Source organism: Nocardia sp. NPDC059229, assembly GCF_042754165.1.
Lineage (GTDB): Bacteria > Actinomycetota > Actinomycetes > Mycobacteriales > Mycobacteriaceae > Nocardia.
Window position 1 is genome coordinate 22,158 of record NZ_JBHZAK010000006.1, and the last position, 15,680, is coordinate 37,837.

General features: G+C 65.4%; 17 protein-coding genes. 9 read left to right on the forward strand and 8 right to left on the reverse strand.

The window, feature by feature from the left end:
* Positions 1 to 371 precede the first annotated feature (371 nt).
* Both ACFXHE_RS15560 and ACFXHE_RS15565 read left to right on the forward strand, forming a co-directional pair.
* A complete protein-coding gene (locus ACFXHE_RS15560; protein WP_379383498.1) occupies positions 372 to 1,250 on the forward strand; it encodes a DUF5753 domain-containing protein in 879 nt (292 codons plus the stop codon).
* Complete coding sequence (locus ACFXHE_RS15565; protein WP_379383500.1) at positions 1,247 to 1,438, forward strand: DUF397 domain-containing protein; 192 nt, start codon at positions 1,247 to 1,249, stop codon at positions 1,436 to 1,438. The genes ACFXHE_RS15560 and ACFXHE_RS15565 overlap by 4 nt, the downstream gene beginning before the upstream one ends.
* A 146-nt stretch (positions 1,439 to 1,584) precedes the next feature.
* On the opposite strand, the gene ACFXHE_RS15570 is transcribed toward ACFXHE_RS15565, so the two are convergent.
* Positions 1,585 to 2,925: a threonine/serine exporter ThrE family protein gene (locus tag ACFXHE_RS15570; RefSeq protein WP_379383502.1), complete on the reverse strand. Its 1,341-nt coding sequence runs from the start codon at positions 2,923 to 2,925 to the stop codon at positions 1,585 to 1,587.
* Positions 2,926 to 3,039: 114 nt separating this feature from the next.
* On the reverse strand, positions 3,040 to 4,260 hold the full coding sequence (locus tag ACFXHE_RS15575) for an amidohydrolase family protein (RefSeq protein ID WP_379383503.1): 1,221 nt from the start codon (positions 4,258 to 4,260) through the stop codon (positions 3,040 to 3,042).
* Positions 4,261 to 4,337: 77 nt separating this feature from the next.
* Here ACFXHE_RS15575 and ACFXHE_RS15580 point away from each other — a divergent pair, with 77 nt between their 5' ends.
* From ACFXHE_RS15580 to ACFXHE_RS15590, 3 genes are all read left to right on the forward strand, one after another.
* On the forward strand, positions 4,338 to 4,637 hold the full coding sequence (locus ACFXHE_RS15580) for an antibiotic biosynthesis monooxygenase (protein ID WP_379383505.1): 300 nt from the start codon (positions 4,338 to 4,340) through the stop codon (positions 4,635 to 4,637).
* A gap of 31 nt (positions 4,638 to 4,668) precedes the next feature.
* A complete protein-coding gene (locus tag ACFXHE_RS15585) occupies positions 4,669 to 5,508 on the forward strand; it encodes a MurR/RpiR family transcriptional regulator (protein WP_379383507.1) in 840 nt (279 codons plus the stop codon).
* 341 nt (positions 5,509 to 5,849) lie between these two features.
* The gene (locus ACFXHE_RS15590) at positions 5,850 to 6,236 is read left to right on the forward strand and encodes a hypothetical protein (RefSeq protein WP_379383509.1); all 387 of its coding nucleotides are present in this window, start codon (positions 5,850 to 5,852) and stop codon (positions 6,234 to 6,236) included.
* A 20-nt stretch (positions 6,237 to 6,256) separates the two neighbouring features.
* Here ACFXHE_RS15590 and ACFXHE_RS15595 read toward each other — a convergent pair whose 3' ends face one another.
* Both ACFXHE_RS15595 and ACFXHE_RS15600 read right to left on the reverse strand, forming a co-directional pair.
* Positions 6,257 to 6,718: a nuclear transport factor 2 family protein gene (locus ACFXHE_RS15595; protein ID WP_379383510.1), complete on the reverse strand. Its 462-nt coding sequence runs from the start codon at positions 6,716 to 6,718 to the stop codon at positions 6,257 to 6,259.
* Entirely contained in the window at positions 6,715 to 7,047 is a 333-nt protein-coding gene (locus ACFXHE_RS15600) for a putative quinol monooxygenase (RefSeq protein ID WP_379383512.1), read from the reverse strand. The genes ACFXHE_RS15595 and ACFXHE_RS15600 overlap by 4 nt, the downstream gene beginning before the upstream one ends.
* Before the next feature lie 106 nt (positions 7,048 to 7,153).
* On the opposite strand from ACFXHE_RS15600, the gene ACFXHE_RS15605 reads away from it, so the two are divergent.
* Positions 7,154 to 7,600: a LysR family transcriptional regulator gene (locus tag ACFXHE_RS15605; protein WP_379383514.1), complete on the forward strand. Its 447-nt coding sequence runs from the start codon at positions 7,154 to 7,156 to the stop codon at positions 7,598 to 7,600.
* A 492-nt stretch (positions 7,601 to 8,092) separates the two neighbouring features.
* Positions 8,093 to 8,512, forward strand: a complete 420-nt coding sequence (locus ACFXHE_RS15610) for a hypothetical protein (RefSeq protein WP_379383516.1) — start codon at positions 8,093 to 8,095, stop codon at positions 8,510 to 8,512.
* A gap of 559 nt (positions 8,513 to 9,071) precedes the next feature.
* On the opposite strand, the gene ACFXHE_RS15615 is transcribed toward ACFXHE_RS15610, so the two are convergent.
* Complete coding sequence (locus ACFXHE_RS15615; protein ID WP_379383518.1) at positions 9,072 to 9,437, reverse strand: hypothetical protein; 366 nt, start codon at positions 9,435 to 9,437, stop codon at positions 9,072 to 9,074.
* Positions 9,438 to 9,798: 361 nt separating this feature from the next.
* Here ACFXHE_RS15615 and ACFXHE_RS15620 point away from each other — a divergent pair, with 361 nt between their 5' ends.
* Positions 9,799 to 10,566, forward strand: coding sequence for a DUF6301 family protein (locus ACFXHE_RS15620; protein WP_379383520.1), 768 nt, complete (start codon positions 9,799 to 9,801; stop codon positions 10,564 to 10,566).
* Positions 10,567 to 10,588: 22 nt separating this feature from the next.
* Here the strand turns inward: ACFXHE_RS15620 and ACFXHE_RS15625 are convergent, their stop codons facing one another.
* Together ACFXHE_RS15625 and ACFXHE_RS15630 are read right to left on the reverse strand one after the other, a co-directional pair.
* Positions 10,589 to 11,005 carry an SRPBCC family protein gene (locus tag ACFXHE_RS15625; RefSeq protein ID WP_379383522.1) on the reverse strand — a complete coding sequence of 139 codons (417 nt, stop codon included), beginning with the start codon at positions 11,003 to 11,005 and terminating at the stop codon, positions 10,589 to 10,591.
* A gap of 973 nt (positions 11,006 to 11,978) precedes the next feature.
* Positions 11,979 to 12,314, reverse strand: a complete 336-nt coding sequence (locus ACFXHE_RS15630) for an EthD family reductase (protein WP_379383524.1) — start codon at positions 12,312 to 12,314, stop codon at positions 11,979 to 11,981.
* Positions 12,315 to 12,445: 131 nt separating this feature from the next.
* Here ACFXHE_RS15630 and ACFXHE_RS15635 point away from each other — a divergent pair, with 131 nt between their 5' ends.
* The gene (locus ACFXHE_RS15635) at positions 12,446 to 13,348 is read left to right on the forward strand and encodes a LysR substrate-binding domain-containing protein (protein WP_379383526.1); all 903 of its coding nucleotides are present in this window, start codon (positions 12,446 to 12,448) and stop codon (positions 13,346 to 13,348) included.
* Positions 13,349 to 14,112: 764 nt separating this feature from the next.
* Here ACFXHE_RS15635 and ACFXHE_RS15640 read toward each other — a convergent pair.
* The gene (locus ACFXHE_RS15640; protein ID WP_379383528.1) at positions 14,113 to 14,526 is read right to left on the reverse strand and encodes a hypothetical protein; all 414 of its coding nucleotides are present in this window, start codon (positions 14,524 to 14,526) and stop codon (positions 14,113 to 14,115) included.
* Between the last annotated feature and the right edge of the window lie 1,154 nt (positions 14,527 to 15,680).

A 15,680-nucleotide genomic window follows, 5' to 3' on the forward strand; every position in this document is an offset into this window, starting at 1 on the left:
CTGCGCTCGCCAATTTCCTTGCGTCCGCGTCGGTGACGGCCACGCTCGCTATTTCCGTACCGACCGGAATTTCTTATATCCCCGCCCAGGCAGGCGATGAAGACACCTGCCTCAACGATCGTCAAGAGCATCAAAGCCCAAGCATCCCAAGTCATTTCGACTCCTGTTGCTTTCGGATTCATTCCACTGCGGCGGGCCAACGCTGTCGCCGTCAGGTGCCATGCACTAAGCATGCGCCGAAAAGTGCTGCGGCAATACGTGCATGGCATACAGTCGCGTGAAATAAGATTGAGGTGCAGAACGCACATGTGCGTAGAGAACGTTTCCCAGATAGCGAGGCTAACGAAATGGCCGGTTTGACGGTCTCTCGCATGGATTTCGGAAACTTTATGAAATCTGTGCGATCAAAAGCACCTCGTACGGCCCTGTCGACCGCGGCGGCGCACCTCGAGGTCACGCGATTTGTCCTGATGCGAATGGAGGAAGGCTCGCCGACCAAGCTCACCAGGCCGCAGATCAAGGACCTGCTCGAGTACTACCACGCTTCCCCGGAGGATCAGGCCAAGGCGCTCAAGCTTCTGGAAGAGGTTCGAGCACAGGACAATGCGGCCAAGGCGCAGGGGAACTCGAAAGGGTTCTGGCAGCCGTACAGCGACCAAGTCGCGCCGAACTTCGAGAAGCTCCTCCGGCTCGAAGGAGTGGCAGAGCAGATCATCACGTACCAACCGGTAATCGTGCCCGGCTTGTTGCAGACTGCTGACTACCGGCGGGAAATCGTCCGCGTCACCCTGCCACGTCTGTCCGCAGTGGACGTAGAACGGCGGGTCGAGCTCACCCAAAAGCGGCAAATACGGCTGGACGATGCCGGTTTTCGGTTGGAGGCGTTCATATCCGAAGCGGTCTTGTGGAACAGGCCTGGGCAGCCGGAGGTCATGTCAGCGCAACTGCGGTGGCTCGCCGAGGTTGGAGACCGGGACAATATCGAGATCCGGGCGCTCCCGTTCGCTATCGGCCCACACCCGGGGCTTGTCATTCAGCAGTTCATCCTGCTCCATCTGCCCAAAGGCACGAGTGGGATGACTTTGCCGCCAGTGGTATACGCCGAAGGCGCCATCGGCAGCGTTCTCCACGAGCACGACGAAGAGGTCGACGAATATCGTGAAGCAATCGCCGGTCTTCGGGCTGTAGCGTTGACAGCGCAGGACACCAGGGACTTGCTGGTGCGAATCGCAAAGGAGCACACGGCATGAAGAAGCCGGTAATGAGCGAGTGGTACAAGTCGAGCTTCTCCGATGCTGGCAAGGAGTGTGTCGAGGTTCGGCACGACCCGGCTGCCACGCTGGTGCGCGACACGAAGGACAACGGTCGGGGCCCGATCCTGGCGTTCCCTGCCGACGTGTGGGCCAACTTCATCGACAGCGGTATCTGGCAGCGCTGACGAATTGACCGCACGACGAAAGCCCCTGACCAGGTTCTCGATCCAGTCGGCGGCTTTCGTCCGGGCGCGGATCGGAGGCCAACGCGCCCAAATCATTTCAGCGTCACGAACGCACCGAGATGCCGAGTTCCGGTCGGTCGGTGCAATCACGCACGATCCAGAGCTGAACGGCAGTTTCCCGCCAATTCCGCAGTCGTAGTGCGCGTTCGGACCGGTTCGGCCGGCCGGAGATGGCCGGTGGCACGGGCGGGGCGGCCGACGATCTGGAGGCCCACGTCGGTGCCCACTGCCAGTGTGAGGCTGAGGGTGATTGCCAGGGCCAATTGCGGTCCGCCGCTTGCGAAACGCCCCTCACTGAGGGCCAGCAGCCCGAGATAGAGCGAGCGGCCGGGGAGCAGGGGAGCGAGGGCGGGCACCAGCAGCGGCAGGGTGCTGCTGCCCAGCACGCGGGCTCCGAGTCCGCCGAAGATGCCGATCAGTATGGCCGCCACGGCCGTCGCGGCCACAGGGGCCAGGTGCGCGACGACGAGGAGATGGTAGGTCGTGAAACACGCCAGGCCGGTGGCCGTGGCCGCTGCTATCGCTCGCGGAGGAACCTCGTGAACGACAGCGAAGGCTGCGGTCAGCGCCCCGGCTGTCAGCACGAGTGCCCAGCCGGCAGTGGGAGTTTGGCTGAGGATGGTGTCCTGCACGGTCGGTCCGGCCCCGGCCAGGCGGCCGATGTACAGGGTCGCGGTCACCCCGCAGACGATGGCGGTCAGCAGGAAGAATGCCTCGAGCAGGCGTGCGCCGGCGGTCAGGAAGTAGCCGGCCAAGCCGTCGTTGATCGCCAGCACGAGCGGGCGGCCGGGGAATTGCGCGAAGAGCGCACCGGTGATCATGGCGCCCGCCTGAGACCGGTCGGTCACCGTGCTTGCGGCGACACCGATTCCGGCTGCCGCTACGGCCGCGGCGCCGAGCTGGTAGAACGGCGCAGCCCCGGTCCTGGCTACCGCCGCCGCGGCGCGCTCGCCGACCAGGCCGCCGGCGAGTGCGCCGAGGAGCACCCACCAGCCGCCGCCCACCATGACCGCCGCGAAAGCCGAGACCAGCGCGGTCGCTACCGACAGCACCCACCGCCGGTATGGGCCGGGCCCGCATTCGATCGCGGCCAGCTGCTCCGCCGCCGCGCTCGGCGGCAGACCGTCGACAATGCGCGCGGTGAGACGCTCGACGGCATCCACACGGGTGTAGTGCGAGCCGCGATCCAGCACCGATCGATCCGCCGCCAGCGGCGCCACGTCCACCGATGGCTGGTACGACAGGCTGATCATGGAGAAGGTGACGTTCGGGACGCTGCCGTTCAAGCGGTATGCGCTGGTGACCGCGCGCATCGCGGCCTCGACCTCCCGGCAACTCGCCCCGCCGCCCAACAGCGCGGTCCCGATGCGCAGCGCCAGGTCGAGTACCCGTGGAGGGGAAGGGACTGCGGCACGGTGTTGCCACATCCGTCCCCTCCGCACGCGCACCGCCGCCCGCGGCGACGACCGCGCTGCTCTCGAATCTGCGCGCAGCCACTCTCTCTTCCGTACTTTCACGGTCCTACCGACTTGCGCGACAACTCAAATCACAGTCCCGGCCTTGATGACATGACGCAGGGTTTGCTCAGGCCGGGTGAGCACGCGGATATCGTCGAGCGGATCGCCGTCGACGACGAGCAGGTCGGCGTGGGCTCCGACGTCGAGGGTGCCGATGTCGCCTTCCATGCGCAGCAGCCGGGCAGCGGTGGTGGTGGCGGCGCGGAGAATGTCGGCCGCCGGCTGAATTTCGGCGCGCAGGGCGAATTCTTGCAGCTGTGCGCTGTGCAGCGGGCCGAGCAGATCGGTGCCGAAGACCAGATTGACCCCTGCGGTGTGGGCCCGTTCGAGTGCGGACATGGCCGCTGCGTGGACATCGGCGATCTTCTTGTGCGACTGTTCGGGCATTCCGGCGGCCTTGCCGAACTGGGCCATCTGGTCGTAGGTCACCAGCGTGGGGACCAGGAAGGCGTCGTGTTCGAGCAGCAGGCCGATGGTTTCGTCGTCGATGAGGTTTCCGTGTTCCACGCTGCGGACGCCCGCCCGCAGCGCCCGGTTGACGCTGCGCGGGTGGTAAGCGTGCGCGGTGACATAGCGATTGTGTTGCTCGGCCTCGGTGACCGCCGCACGGATCTCCTCATCGGTGTACTGGACCGCCGATACCTCGTCGTGCGGTGAGGCGACGCCGCCGCTGATCAGTATCTTCAGATGCGAAGCGCCCTTGCGGAATTCGTCACGCGCGGCGGCGCGCACCTCGTCGGCACCGTCAGCGATGCGGGCGAAGGCGGGACGACTCTGGCAACAGGGCATTGCGTCGTCACCCAGTGGGCGGATGTTCCCGTGCCCACCCGTCTGTGACAGCGCCTTCCCGCCGTAGACCAAACGCGGACCCACAGCGAGCCCTTCCTCGATGGCCCGGGCCATCCCGTAGTCGGCACCGCCGACGTCGCGGACGGTGGTGAATCCGCGTCGGAGCATGCGCTCGGCCTCCTTCAAGGCCCGGACAGTGGCGTACCCGGGGGTCCAGCCGGCCGCTTCCTTCGGGTCGAAGGTGGTCAACAGCAGATGGACGTGTGCGTCGATCAGACCCGGCAGCACTGTCGCCCCGGCGACGTCGAGCACCGGCACGTCCTCGGACACGGTCGGCGGTCGCCCGGTGCCATGGCCCGCGATGCGACCGTCGGCGACCTCCAGCCATGAAACATCGCTCAGCTCACCGTCTTCGGGATGCAGCAGATGAGCGTTCGTGATCAACAGGGAACTCATGCTCGGTTTCCTCTCAGTAATAGCCAAGTTGAATGCAACAATATATGCATTGAATGCTTGTGTGCAATAATTGTTCCATGGAGTTCACATCGCTGTCGCTACGCACCTCACCCGGCCGTCGTGACGAGCTGGTCGAGCTGTATCGCTCGCTGGGCATCCTCGAAGCCTCGGGCGCCCTCGCGGCGCAGGTTCTGATTCCCGCGGACGAGCCGGACACGATCGTCGTCACAGCCCTGTGGGCCGACGCCGATGCCTGTGCGGCCTGGCAGAATTCACCCCAGCGCCAGGAATTCGCCCTGGCCATGACGCCCTTCTTCGACTCCGCCGACGCCATCGGTACCCGCGGCTTCCACGTCGCTCACCACACGGCGCAGTGACAACGGCGCCCACCCCACGAGGAGACGACACGTGAGCATCGAGGCATGGCTGGCCGAACACGCCACACGCGACACGCTCGGTCCCCAAGCCGAACGCGTCGCGCAGGTGCTCGTCCGGGCGCCGCAGTTCGCCAGCTACTCCTCAGCCCGGGAGATCGCCGAACGCGCCGGCGTCAATGTCTCCACCGTGGTCCGCACCGCGCAGCAACTCGGTTTCGAGGGCTGGCCCCAGCTCCGCGAGGAACTCCGCGCCCTCTACCTCGCCTCCGTCTCCTCCGGTGACATCTCCCTCGGCCCCGCGGCGGCTGCCGACCCTGCAGCCCAGATGGTGCGGCAGGACGCCAATAATGTTGTCGCACTGGCCACCTCCGACAACCTCGCCGCCATCCGCGCCACCGCCCGGGCCATCAAGGCGGCCCGCCACACGCTCATCATCAGCTCCGGCAGTGGAGCCGGTCCCGCCCACATCCTCAGCTATCTCGGCACCATCGGCGGGCACGACATCCGGCTTTCCCTCGGCTCCTCCACCACGCAGGCCGTCGACGTCGCTCGCCTCGAAAAGGGTGACTGCCTCATCACCATCAACATCTGGCGTCTGACCCGAACCCTGCGCGGCCTGACCCGACTCGCTCGCGACCGTGGCGCCACCGTCTGCGTTCTCACCGACCTTCGCACCTCCCCCCTCGCCGGGGATGCCGACCACCTCATACTCACCCCCATCGAGGCCACCCATGCCGGACCATCCCTCACTGGCGTAGTCGCCGCAATCCAAGCCATTCTCAGCGAACTCGCCGACGACGACGCGATCCGCGCCTCGGGTCGGATCCAGCAAATGTGGCAAGACCTCGACCTCATGGATGACCAACCCTGAACCCGCTCACGGCATCCGGACCCGCTGACGGACCGCCGGAGAGCACGCATCGAGTCCTTGTCTCGCTGTCAGAGATGACTATTTTCCGCTGTTGATCATCTGAGTAGGATTCGATTTATAGCGATCATGCATGAAATATCTCATGGACGGCGTCCTCGGACATGCACAGACCGGGCTTGCTCAGATTTTCTCGCCGAAGCGGCTTTCACAGAGACAGCATCGACCGCGCCGCAACCCCGGATGGTCACGACGACGTAGTCGCTACTCGAACGAGACGTGCGAGGTGACGAAATCGATCAGGCGCAGCAGTCGGTTCACCGAGTCCGGGAAAGGCAATGATGATGACCAACGAGACTTACCGAAGTACCACACGTCAGCTGTTCACCGCGTTCGTGCTGGCGGGGGTGGTGATGGCAGTTCCCGCGACGGCGGCGGTTCCGGCCCTGGCCGCGCCGAGTGCAGCGCCCGGCGTGGTGCAGGTCGATCGGACTTGGGGGTGGGTTGGTAATGCCGCCGAGCCGGCTCCGCCGCCTGTCCCGCCCCATGGCTGCGACAACGAAAACTGCGGGGAGAGCGGTGGGGGCGAGAACACCTGCACCGACCCCAGCCAGACCGGGAACGGCTGCAGCGACAACGGCGAACACGGCGGCACCGGAGGCGGACCAGGGGTGGCCGAGGCCCGCGGAATCCACTACACCACGGCCACGTCCCAAGTGATCGAGAGGTAGCGGCGGCGTCCAGCAGCCGCTCAACTCTGCACCCGAACAGACTGCCTTGCGGTCAGTGCGAGCCGTTCGGGTAGTGGTGCGAGCGTGTAGTTCTGCCAGACGTAGCTGTCCATTTGATGCTGGTCACCGGAGAGGTTCACCACCCGGTCGACCTTGCCGTCGATGTTGAAGTGCCACACCAGCGCCCAGATGGTATCCACCTTGCCTGCGCCGGCGGTGGAGTAGCCGCGGTGGATGTCCACGGCATACTCGTCGTTGGCCTCCAGGAAGAAGGTCTCCGCCTTCATACCCGCCTTGGACAGCTGATCGAAGAACGCGACGACCTCGTCGATGCCGTGTTTGGTGCCGGATAGTGCGTGACGGCCCGGAATGGTCCAGGCGATGTCCTCGGTGAGAACAGCGCGCATGCCGTCCAGGTCATAGCGGGCGTAAGCGTAGAAGAAGGCGGCGATGGCGGCGACTTTCGAATCTCGGTCGTTCACAGTGCACCTTCCTGGCTGCGGGACAACGGGATTCGGGTCAGGTCGGTCGTGGTTTCGAGGATCACGTGCGAGTCCTCGGTCAGCCACTCCGGGAGCAGGACGGTGAAGGCCACGACGTCCACGAGCGCCATATGGGTATCGACTGCCGCCTGGTCGGCGTAGCGCTCCCGGATGAGATAACGGCCAGGCTGGACCGGATCGCGCCAGAAGCCGTAGTCGAGCACACCGGGTTCGGCGGTCGCGGCCTTGGCGAGGGTGGTGATCGCGGACTCGAAAGCGGCGGTGTGCGCGTGGGCGATGTCCAGCACCGCGGTCAGCTGGATTGTCATATGCGCAGGTTAGGGTCACGCGCACGGTCGAGGGAAAGATCGATTCGGGATAGAGTCAGAACAGATCGTTATCAATCGGCAGGGGGGACGCACGGCTCTGGACACAGTGAGCCTGCGGTATTTTCTGGTACTCGCGCAGGAATTGAGTTTCACGCGAGCGGCCGAGCGGATCGGCATCGCCCAGCCGGCGCTCAGCGGCCGCCCGGGTCTGGATATCGGTGCGATGCCGATGGCGACCCCCGAAATCCCGGCGGCCGTCGCCGCCGGCCGGATCGACGCCGGGATCACTCGCGGTGAACAGCCGGGGCATGGCGTGCGCCGGTTTCCCTTGCGGCGTGGGCGGATCGGGGTCCAACTGGCCTCAGACAATCCGCTCGCCGACGAGATAGAGATCGAGATCGACGCGGCCGCAGCATATCCCGTCCGAATCCACGATCGCGCCGCCAATCCGGCCGTCCACGACCAACTGAAGACTGCTGCGCACCGGCAGCCGAGAACCTCGATTCCACACGCCCGCACTCTCCTTCGACGTCGCCCAGCGAGACCTTCGTGACCGAGTCACGTTGTCTCTCTCCGGTGAGGCAGCCCTGTCAACCCAGGTAGCCGGCCTCACCTGGCGACCCCTACGCGGCGCACCCGCCCTGACGATCTATCTGGTGCTGCCACGCGAGCATTCACCGCTACACCGCCGCATCCGGGCCGCCGCCAAAGACCTCGCCCACGAACTCGGCCGGCTCCAATAGAGCTGCTCGAACGCTGCCCCCAGTTTTGGGGGCCGCCAGTGTTGCTAACGGTATCCGGGGATCATCCGACGAATGGACTGTGAGTCCGAAAAAGCGCAAGGTTCAACAGTTCTCGGCGCGGATCGGTGTCCTGGCGGCAGTTGCGATCGCGACGCTGGTCGGGGCCGGGAGACCCGCCGCTATTACGTCATCAATGCCACGGACGGCGTGATCGTCGGCAAGGGCACTGCGGCTCTCACTCTCGGTCGGCGGCAGACCGCCCGGCCGAACCGATTTCGACCCTGACAGGAGATCGATACACCATGTCGCGAATTCCGAACTCGCCCAAGGCGAAACGGATCGTCGCGGGTGCTGCCGCACTCGGCGTCGTCGCAAGCGTGACCGCACTGACCGCGCCGTCGGCCTCGGCGACCGTCACCAGCATCGCGATCGCGCCCGCCTTCACCCTCGGCACCCACACGTACGGAACGACCTGCTCGTACACCGTCACCGTCGCGCTCGACGACAACAGTCAGACCGTCTACTTCTTCGAGGAGGGCCAGGGCCCCAGCGGATTCGCCGAGGCGAAGCCTTCCAACGGCGTAGCAAAGGCGACCTGGACCCCGTCCTCGACGAAAATCACCTACATCTACGCCATCCAGCCGAACGCGACAGCTCAAATCAGGCAGCCCGTCGACGTCGGCACCGGCATCAACCTCGGATCCGCTTGCGTAGCAATCTAATCCGACCTCTTCTCGCCCCACCCCACGCTCAGAGGAGTTTCAAATGCTCGCACGCCGCGGAATCTCCGCCGCCCTCCTGATCGGCGCCGCAACCCTGTCCGCCGCCGGCACCGCCACAGCCAACCCCCTCCCGCTCGAATCGCCCTCTCCGGCAACAACCGAACCCGTCGCCGGCGGCCTGTGCAACGCCGACCCCCTTCTCGCCCTGTGGTGCTTGATCGCCAGCCCATCGGCATAACCGTCGTCTGCCGCGCGGGTGGCGGGTCAGCAAAGGGAAACTCACCACTCGCGCCTCGGCCTTCGCCACCCCGACCGGTCGGCGGCACGAAGCGTGCAGCGTAGTCGACCGAATCCAGTGCAGGGGCCGCTTGGATCCCGTGATCAGTGGGCGTCGTCGAGGAGCCGGGAGGTGGCCTGTCCGCTATTCGTTTGCTCGCGCTCTGATTGCTCGTTCGCCTGAACCTGTTCGTCGAGGATGTCGGCATGACCGGCGTGCCGGGCATCAGGAGGACGTTCCCACGTCCAGACACCCAAGGCGCAGAACGTCTCAGGATCGGCTCTACGACTGCGGCATCCCCCCGTGCGGACTGTTGAGCACCAGAGGAGCCGAACCCTCCCGCAGGTAGCCGAACTCCGGGGAGTACTCGATGTGCTGATGCCCGCCCTCCGTCACGGACCCCACACTGCGCAGGTCCTCCGCGAGGAGTGCTCGGCTCGCCCGATCCCCCGCCAGCAGCAGGACCCGGCGCTGCTCGACGACCTGGATGAGCAGCCGAGGACCAGCATCCGAGCGGACCTCGACAGCCGCGAGATCCTCGATCTCGAACCTCCCCTCGCCCCGAGCCACCACGGCGGCCAAACCTTCGAACTGCTCCGCGGTACCGCTGACGTCGACCATGCCGTCGCTGAACTCTTCGACCCTCATAACCTCTCCCCACGACAGCAGCGGAGCCAGTTCCTCCGCGCAGGCGTGCAGTTCGGACGAAAGTATGGGATCGGGCACGGCCGGGCCGACTCCCCGTGTCGCATTGCCAGACACGTCCGCACGCTCGAGCCGTTGACAGCGCTGACCGACCCGGCCAGAGCGGCCTCGGAACATCAACGGGCCGTAGGCATCCCGGGCGGCTGACCAACCGTCGGCAGTGCACGCAACTGCCGAGAAGCGCGCCCCCATCGGGGTTGCGGTGAACTCCTTGCGGCGGTTCTCGCGGCGAGGGCAGGCTTGGTTGGGCGCTTGGGGCTGTAAGTGGGGCCGCTACCCTCACATCATGGGAGCAGGTATGAGGGTGGATCGTGCGGGGGCTGCCGAGATTGCCGAGGCCGCAAAGAGATTCGATTGGACGTGGACGCGGGCAAATGTGGAGCGGTTCGTCGCGGACGTTGGGTGGGGTGAACCGGGGGACTCGGCCGCGGAGGCTGTGTGGCTCGAATCGGTGACGGGTGTGCTTGTGAACCAGCCGCGGGCTCGTGTTTTCGGTACGGACGGTCGGGTGGACTCTGTCGTTGTCACGGTTGCCGACATGGTGGACGAGGTGGACGAGGTGGGGCCGATGGTGGCGGCGGCGTTCCATCAGGTGTTGATGGGGGTGTGGACTCGGTGGAATGCGTGGAATCCACCGACCGAGCGGACTGTTCTGGCCGAGTTCGGTGCCAGCTGGGTTTTCTCGAATGTCGTCGTTGGTGTGCGGATGGGTAAACCTCACGTGGACAATGAGATCCACGCCGTGCTGGACAACCTGTCCACTCACAACACGCGAGAGGTGACGACATGGCTGGCCGCGCACCCGAACGTGACATTCCATTTCACCCCGGTCGGCTCGTCGTGGATCAACATGGTCGAGTCCTGGTTCTCGATCATCACCCGCCAGTCCATCCGTCGAGGCACCTTTACCTCGGTGAAAATGCTCGTCAAACAGATCCGCGACTACGTCGCCCGCTGGAACGTCGACGTCGCCCCGTTCACCTGGACCGCTACCGCCGACGAGATCTTGGCCAAGGTCGCACTCACCCAAACCACCGTCCGCAAGCTGGTCGACAACAACGGCAACCGGTGATAACGCAACCCGGGACCCGCAGTCAGGCCGCCTCGGCAAGCTCGGCCAGCTTGCGCATCGCCTTGGGCAGCTCGGCCGCCGCGCGGCGACCGATGACACGAGCGAACAGAGGCGACAGCGGCCCCGCAATCGAGATTTCATGGGTGAACCGCGTGCCCTCGGCGGCGGCCTCGATACGGTGCTCGAAAGTCATTGTCGCCAAGGGAAGCCGGCTCACATCGGTGAACGACACATTCGGGGTGACCTCAGTCATCGCGAACCTTGTCTTGGGCGCACCGGCCGGCTTGAGCGAGCCCGTCGTGCCCTCGGTGAACGGGCCGTCGACCGTCACCCATTCCACTTCGTGATCCCACTTCGACCACTCGGTCGGGTCGGCGTAGTGCTTCCACAGCTGCGCCGGGGTCGCGGTGGTGGACTCGGTGTGCGCGAACTTCCACATGACTTGCAGTCTCCCTCGATCAAACCGATTTAGTATGCGCACATACTATCTTGGAACTTTCAGGTCCCGCAAGTCCAAACACCGTCGCACCACACCCCGACCGGTCTGCCCGCCGTCAGCTCGGCGGCAAGAAACGAGCGAATCCCGGCCACGAGACCGATTTGCTGCCTGCCCGCAGCCGGTACTCCTATCGTGCTGGCATGACCACCACCATCCCTGTGTCCCTGGACGATCACCTGCGCGCCCACGTGCGGCGCGCCGCGGGCGACACTCCTGTGCCCGAGTAGATCGCGAAGGCGTGCTGGATCCGGTTGCTGTCCGACGAGGCGCGGGAACGCAGCCGCTGGGAGGCCGAGCATCCGGAGGAGGCGGCACGGGAGCAGCGGGCAGACGCCCGGCAGATTCTGTCGCAGGAGGCCGAACAAGCAGGTCCGGCTGGTCGGGGATGCGACCGTCTCGGTCGATCCGGACGAGACCTGGACTCGGCGTATCCGGGCCAAGTACATCGACCGCACTGTCGCTCCGGGCGCGGTTGAACGTGCAGCGGCTCGATGGAGAGTGGTTGTCGCAATCACTCCGCGCAAGTTCACTGCGGTTGCCGGCATTTGACGGGACGAACGCACTATTCTGCCGCTTCCCGCGCTGACCGCAGCGGTCAGCGCGTGGTGTCGGAAGATCAACTGGCTGTGCAGATCCGAGGCCAGCGGAACGTCCGCAACTGCCGATGACAGTCATCGTTCCTTATTGGATTCGGAGCGCTTGGACCGTTCTTAAAGGCGATGCCGGGCCTGCTCGAGGTTAGCGGGCTGCCGTCCCGGCCGTCGCGCCGCACGTACGCATCAACCACCCTGACATCCGGCCGGGACACCGTTGACGCTCAACGAACCGGCAACCGGGAACGGCGTTCCGCCGATAGCCGGGACCTGGCCGCAACGGCACGCTCCGAACGCGTCCCGGAGCGTGCCGTCCTGCCTCAGCTGGTGCCGTCCTGCACCGGATAGTCGATGACGACCACACCGCCGGTGGCGTAGTTGACGACATCGGCGGCCACCCGCTGGCCGTGCGACGACGTCCGCGCCGCGGCCATGGCGGCGGCGTCAGCGAAGTCGGCTTCGAAGACCGCGAAATACGGCGCTTCTCCCCTGGTCGCCGCCGGGCGACCCGGTCGACTGGCGGCCACGTCGAAGCTGTAGCGCCACGCAAGCAGGCCGGGCATTTTCATGACCAGTGGAAGGTGGTTGGTCACGTAGTAGTCGCGGAAGTGGTCAGGGTCGGCGGGCTTGGGATATAGGACCAACAATTTATGCATGACTGCCTCGTGCATCTACCGCGGTCGGTTGAATCGTCATATGTGCAGGTTATGGCTTGATGTGTGGTCGAGGGAAAGACCGGGACGCGATAGGCTCAGAACGGATCGTTATCAATCGAGGGGGAGGGCATGTGGCGCCGGATACGGTGAGCCTGCGGTACTTTCTGGTGCTGGCGCAGGAGTTGAACTTCACCCGCGCGGCCGCACGGATCGGTATCGCGCAGCCCGCACTCAGTGCCCGGATGCGCCGATTGGAGGCGGAACTCGGTACGAGCCTGCTGGTTCGCAACACGCGTAGCGTCGTATTGACCACGGCCGGTGCGGCTTTGGCGGAGTCCGCGCCGTCCGCGCTGGCGGCGCTGGACCGGGCATGGGACACCGCCCGGAATGCGGGGGCCGGTGAACTGGGCACGCTGCGCATCGGATACAGCCTCAGCACGGGGGCCGAGACGGCACCGGCCCTGGTGGACAGGCTCATTCGCAGCAGCCCGGGACTCGAGGTCGGCGCGGTCCCGATGGCGACACCGGAGATCTCCCCCGCGGTCGCCGACGGCCGCATCGATGCGGGGATCACCCGCGGTGAACAGCCGGGTCGTGGCGTGCGCCGGTTCCTGCTGCGGCGCGAGCGCGTCGGGGTCCAATTGGCACAGCACCATCCGCTGGCCGAACACCCGGAGATCGAGATCGCCGATGCGGCCGCGTATCCGCTGCGACTCCCCGACCGTGCGGCCAACCCCGTGATCCACGATCAGCTGTTCGCGCTGTTCCGCGACACCCGGCCGACCCCCCGATTCCACACGCCCGCAGTCTCTTTCGACATGTCTCAGCGCGACCTACGCGACGGGCTCACCCTCGCTCCGGCCGGTGAAGTCGCGGTCACGACACAACCGGCCGGTCTCACGTGGCGACCGCTGCGGGGCGCACCCACCTTGACCATCCACCTGGTCCTCCCGCGCGTGCAGTCACCACTACACCGCCGCATCCGTACCGTCGCCAAAACCCTGGCACACGAGCTGCACTGGCTGCCGGACTGACGCGCAGCAGGTCACGCAAATTGCCGACGACGATGACGATCCCCTGCACCGCCAAACCTTCAACAGCGGATGTGTCCAGGAAATCGGTACGAGCACGAGCAATTGCCCAACCGGCACCACGATCCCGAGTACTACAGCGACCACCAGCAGCAGCCAGCTGGTCACCCGTGCGACCCGCCCCCGCGCCGGCTCACCGGACTGACCTCCTGCGGTCCCCGAGGTCTGTCGCCGAAACCGGCCTCGCAAACCAGAACGCCCACCACCGCCCGTCTCGTGGGCGTCATGTTCGCCGCTTTCCGACGTACCGGGAATATCGCGCATCAGCTAACTCGTAGAGATCACGCTGAGTGGTGTCCTAACGCCGGCACCGCCACCTTCGCAGTAACAGATCCACCGCAACGTCCGCCCCCTGCGTGCCCGCGCCAACCGCAGGGGGTCGAGAACGCACTACATTGCCGCATACCGGGCTGACTGAACCGGCCAGCGCGAGGCGCGGGCGGCCGGAGCTCAGTGCGGTGTAGAACGTCCGCTACTGCCGATTACACGATGCACAGCGCGCTTGATGGACAAGGGTCAAGCTGGTCTCGGGTCATTAACCGAACCGGCCAGCGCAGGGCGCCGGCGGTCGGAACCTGGTGCGGTGCAGAACGTCCGCTGCTGCTGATTCCAGTGCGCGTCTTCGAGACGACCGCAGTAAGCTCGGCAACCGGTGATGGTGCGCAGTTCGGTGTGCGACGGAGGTACCGGGTTCAGATCTCGTGGCGTCACGACACTGTGTAGACCCAGGAACCGTTACATCCCCGGTCCCGGTCCCAATCGGATTCGTAGCGCCAGGTACCAGACGGAGCTTGGATGCTCCAATCGCCGTCGGCGGTTGCGATGGCCTTGCCGTCGTCGAGTGTCAGGATGGTGGTGACGTTCGGGCCGATCTTCCAGCTTGCTCCTTGGAACAGAAGATTTTGCACGACGACCGTCACACCGTCCGACGTCTCGTTCTCGATCACCAGGCATGCGTTCTGAACCGGGCCAGTAGCGTGGGCTGGTGCGGCCGCGAGCAGGAGACCAACGATCGCGGCGCCAGCGAGTCCGGCGCGGGCGGTGAATGAGATTCTCATGGAGGTCCCCTCGGCTGCACTCTTCAGGAGTTGAATTCCATTGGAGTAGAAGATGTTCGGCACCTGACGAATGGAACCGTAGCTTCCTTGCGACTGTCTTATGAAAAGCTTTGTGCCTATGAACTTTTCGGTCCCCGTTCCTGATTCGCGGAACGGAGACGACAGACGTGGCACTCAACCGATCGGTACCGGGTCGGCCTGTTAGCGTTCGCGCTGCTGAAGTTCGAGCAGGCGGCTGCCTTCCACATCGCCGGGTCGATTGGCCACGGCGCGAACCGAACTGCTTCCATCAACTGCCTGGCTGCAGCCAAGGCTGCTCGCTGCGATCCAGAGTCGAGCGAATATCCGCTTCTGCCGCATACCGCGCTGACCGAACCGGCCAGCGCGAGGCATCGGAAGATCAACGGGCAGAGCGTGGTACGACCGCCGGCAGTGCGCGCTCATGCCACGCCGCGCGGTTCGATGCGGCCACGGCCACCGCCGGTGACCGCACTGAACTGCCGATGAGTACATCCACTCGATGCAGGCCTGATGTCCGGTCATGCCGCACCCGCGTTGAGCTGACCGGCTGGCGCGGAGTCAGCAGGGCGATCCAGCGACGAGCATGCATTGCTGCGTTCGAACGCCGAGTCGGCGGCGAGGCTACGGTTGTGAGAATCACTGCGGTGTAAGCACTCCCGGTGCTGGAGATGGTTGCGGCGGAGCCGATCGAGAGTGATCATTGCAAGGGGATCGTGGACGCGGTTCCGCGAATGTGGCAGCCGAACCGGTTGCCCTGGGGGGAGACGAAATGATCACCGGCGTTGTGCTCGTAGTGATTGCGGCCGCACTTGTGGCATTGACGTGGCGGGCTGTATCCGCCGCCAAAAGCCGACAGCCACAACAGCTCAACCGCGAAGATGGCGCTGCCGCCACTGCGCACACCTGGGTGTGGAGCTGGATTCGCTGATCGGGCCGCCAGGCGATTTCCTCGGCCAGGCCAACGATGACGTCCTCGGGGCTGCGGACGTAACAGAGGGCGCTGACCGCGGGCGCCCGGCGCGGCCTAGCTGAAGATCAACGGCCCCAGGGCATCTCGGGCCCGTCGCGGTGTCCGCTCATGCCGCGTTGAGTCGCGTTCGGTGGGCTCTGCGCAAGGTTCGACAATGCGGGCTGTGGGTTGTCAGTCGGTCACCGACAAGGACAACCGAGCGACATAGGTGCCGGAGATCAGGACG

What these genes read in the sequence shown, in the direction of transcription:
- ACFXHE_RS15630 (WP_379383524.1), bottom strand. Translation starts at nt 12,314, where the DNA reads ATGCATAAATTGTTGGTCCTATATCCCAAGCCCGCCGACCCTGACCAC.
- ACFXHE_RS15610 (WP_379383516.1), top strand. Translation starts at nt 8,093, where the DNA reads ATGTCGCGAATTCCGAACTCGCCCAAGGCGAAACGGATCGTCGCGGGT.
- ACFXHE_RS15600 (WP_379383512.1), bottom strand. Translation starts at nt 7,047, where the DNA reads ATGACAATCCAGCTGACCGCGGTGCTGGACATCGCCCACGCGCACACC.
- ACFXHE_RS15590 (WP_379383509.1), top strand. Translation starts at nt 5,850, where the DNA reads ATGACCAACGAGACTTACCGAAGTACCACACGTCAGCTGTTCACCGCG.
- ACFXHE_RS15560 (WP_379383498.1), top strand. Translation starts at nt 372, where the DNA reads ATGGATTTCGGAAACTTTATGAAATCTGTGCGATCAAAAGCACCTCGT.
- ACFXHE_RS15580 (WP_379383505.1), top strand. Translation starts at nt 4,338, where the DNA reads ATGGAGTTCACATCGCTGTCGCTACGCACCTCACCCGGCCGTCGTGAC.
- ACFXHE_RS15570 (WP_379383502.1), bottom strand. Translation starts at nt 2,925, where the DNA reads ATGTGGCAACACCGTGCCGCAGTCCCTTCCCCTCCACGGGTACTCGAC.
- ACFXHE_RS15615 (WP_379383518.1), bottom strand. Translation starts at nt 9,437, where the DNA reads ATGAGGGTCGAAGAGTTCAGCGACGGCATGGTCGACGTCAGCGGTACC.
- ACFXHE_RS15575 (WP_379383503.1), bottom strand. Translation starts at nt 4,260, where the DNA reads ATGAGTTCCCTGTTGATCACGAACGCTCATCTGCTGCATCCCGAAGAC.
- ACFXHE_RS15565 (WP_379383500.1), top strand. Translation starts at nt 1,247, where the DNA reads ATGAAGAAGCCGGTAATGAGCGAGTGGTACAAGTCGAGCTTCTCCGAT.
- ACFXHE_RS15625 (WP_379383522.1), bottom strand. Translation starts at nt 11,005, where the DNA reads ATGTGGAAGTTCGCGCACACCGAGTCCACCACCGCGACCCCGGCGCAG.